General features: G+C 63.6%; 2 protein-coding genes. Both read right to left on the bottom strand.

What is annotated here, in order from left to right; translation table 11 throughout:
- Positions 1 to 64 precede the first annotated feature (64 nt).
- Positions 65 to 1,531 carry a recombinase family protein gene (locus RBB42_RS27900; RefSeq protein ID WP_305972695.1) on the bottom strand — a complete coding sequence of 489 codons (1,467 nt, stop codon included), beginning with the start codon at positions 1,529 to 1,531 and terminating at the stop codon, positions 65 to 67.
- Between the two features lie 223 nt (positions 1,532 to 1,754).
- Entirely contained in the window at positions 1,755 to 2,177 is a 423-nt protein-coding gene (locus RBB42_RS27895; RefSeq protein WP_305972694.1) for a hypothetical protein, read from the bottom strand.
- Positions 2,178 to 2,728: the final 551 nt, after the last annotated feature.

The following is a 2,728-nucleotide window of genomic DNA, read 5'->3' as shown; positions in this document are numbered from 1 at the left end:
GAGGGGGCAGCGCCCCTTGTTCGGCCGTCATTTGCTTCCCCGCGCGTGCTGTTTCGCTGCGTGATCAGCATTTTACGGTCATGGCTTTGCCGTCCGCGGTCCCTCCGGCCCCGTTTTCGGGCAGCAGCGCGGCGTTTGCGAGGTTCATGCGGATCTCGACGCCATGCTGTGCGGTCGTGTTTTCTGTGAGTGTGATCCGTTTGATCAGCATCGAGAGATATGTGTTTGCCTCGTCGACGTACCCTACCTCGGACAGTAAGTCCTCCATCTGCTGAACGGCAAGATCATAGGCTTGGCTGGGGTCTTCCACCACCGATGCCTGGGTGGCGATCCTGGCCTGTTTCTCAGCGATCCGTGCCGTGAGGACATCGACTTCCGCCTGCAGCGCCTCCGCTTTTGCCTTGAAGGTCGCGTAGCGTGCGCCCTCGGCGATGGCGGTCATGATGCTGTTCAGGCCGCGGCGTGCGGCGACACGTCGTGCTTCCAGCCGAGACAGGTCTGCTTCAACCGTGCCGTCCCGCAGACCTGCGCGTGCGGCTTCGTATTCGGCCACGAACCGGCGCCGCATCTCTTTTGATTGGAACACGGCGCGGAGGGCATCGAACACGCACTGCTCAAGGCGCCGGCGCGAGATGCCCTTTCGATTACCACAGGCCCCCTTGTTGGCCTTCCCACAGCGGAAACTGGCCTTGTTGTATTTGACAACATTGGCGCCACAGCATCCGCAGATCATCAAGCCGGAGAGCAGATGGCGACGGCGCGGCATCCTCCGCACCGTCTTCGGGGTCGGTGCCGCACGTCGGCTCAACTCCGCCTGCGCTTCGTCCCAGAGCGGTTGTGCGATGATCCGCAGATCCGGGATTTCCTGTTCGATCATGTCCTGCGGCGAGGGTTTGATCCGTTTCGCGCCGGTTTCGGGATGATAGGTATGCGTGTTGCGGCAGACGCTGGCCATGCCGGTATAGAGGCGGTTGCGCAGAATGCCGTCCTGCCGCGACCGGCTGCCGCGGATCGTCGTGCTCTCCCATGTCCCGCCCTTTGGCGCGGGAATCCGGTCCGCATTCAGCCCGGCGGCGATCGCCTTCGTCGATTTCCCGGAGGTGTATTCCTCGAAGATCCGGCGCACGATTGCGGCCTCCTCCGGATCGATTTCGCGGTTGAGGCCGTGTTCCACCTCGCGCTTGCGATAGCCATAGGCGCTTGTGTGGAGCCGGAACCGGGTGATTGCCCCCTGCATGCCCCGTTTCGTGTGATCGGCGATTTTCTGGCTGAACATCTGCGCGCCAAAGCCCGCGAACAGAACCTTCATGACGTCCTGTTCGCCCTCCTGAATCGACACTAGGCGGATATCCTGGAACGACAGCAGATCGAGTGTGTTGATCGCATCTTTCACCTTGCGCGTCAGGCGGTCGACCGCTTCAACCGGAACGACGTCAAAGGCGCGGCGCTCTGCTGCGGACTTCATGGACTGGTAGCCGGGCCGCCGCGTGTCCTTCCCCGATCTTTCCTCGTCCATGAAGACGTGGACGATGGTTCAGCCCTCACGGTGGCAGAAGCGCTCCGCCGCCGCGACCTAGTCCTCGATCGAGGTTGGCTGCCTTGAGAGTTCGGGCGGGCGTGGGATTGGACATTGTCTTCCTCGTGATGGGGCCCGTTACTCGGGCCGTCGAGGAAGTGGTGTCGAAAGACTTTTTCAAAGGCGGTTTGTTTGACGGCTGTTCCGGGGGCGTCGGAGGCCCCCGGAACGGGTCAGATCAGCTGCAGGTCTCCATGCGAAGCTTCATCGCGACCTCTTCGGCACGACGCAGCGCGAGGAGATCCTGCAGGTCAGCCTCCAGCGCAAAGAGCTGTTGAGTGGCGCTGGCGATTTCTGCGCCGCGTGTCGTGCGCTGGCGCTCCACGACAGGACGGACCATGCCCTCTTCGTCGATCACCACCTGGTGCCATTCAGCGTCCAGCGCGCGTCGCACCGGTCCCAGTAAGGTTGCGACATCGAACAGATCCCGCGCGCCGAAGATCCGCCGTTGGGCGAACCGACGATCGAGATCGTATCCGAGGTGACTGTGTTCGAGCGCTTCGAGGTTCCGCAGCGCGTCAAGCGCTTCCGCGGCTTTCGGCAGCATTTGCAGGACGCGATGAACGCGCTTCAGGAGCGGATCGAAGTCGAGATCAGACATGGCGCAGCTCCCGAAGGGGGCGTTTCCCTGCGCGGCGACGTTCGACCAGCAAGGCGCAGGACGCCCTGCCATGGGAGTGCAGAGGGCATGGCAAATGGCCCTTTGCGAGCTGGAAGGGGTGAGGCGCGGAAAGCGTACCGTCCGGGGGACGGTTCGCCGGGCCGAACGGGAAACTGTGCGGAACGACGCCCCGAGCCATCGGAGATGCCAGGGGGTGCAGGGGGAGTGGCGAACGATGACCCTGGCGCCCGCCGCGCAGGCGCGGGGTCCGGGGCAGCGTCCCGGCGAACGGCAGCCCGCTCTGTTTCCAAGGGAAACTGCGCGGGCTGTTTAGGGGGTAACCTCCCCGGTACCGGCTGCGCCGCCTGTGGGGATCCAACCTGCCATTTCCGCCTTTCGGCGGACGACCAGATTTTCCGACCCCAGAACGGAAGACCGGACGTGTCAGACAAAGACACCTTGGCGACGACGAAGGTCACTGCAACCGCAAGGGGGGAGATCTTGGCCACGTCGATGCCGCGCGCAGCCCCTTGAACCGACGCCTGATTGGC

The organism is Mameliella sp. MMSF_3455 (assembly GCF_030733205.1).
Taxonomy (GTDB): Bacteria; Pseudomonadota; Alphaproteobacteria; order Rhodobacterales; family Rhodobacteraceae; genus Antarctobacter.
This window is presented reverse-complemented; position numbering and strand designations above follow the sequence as displayed.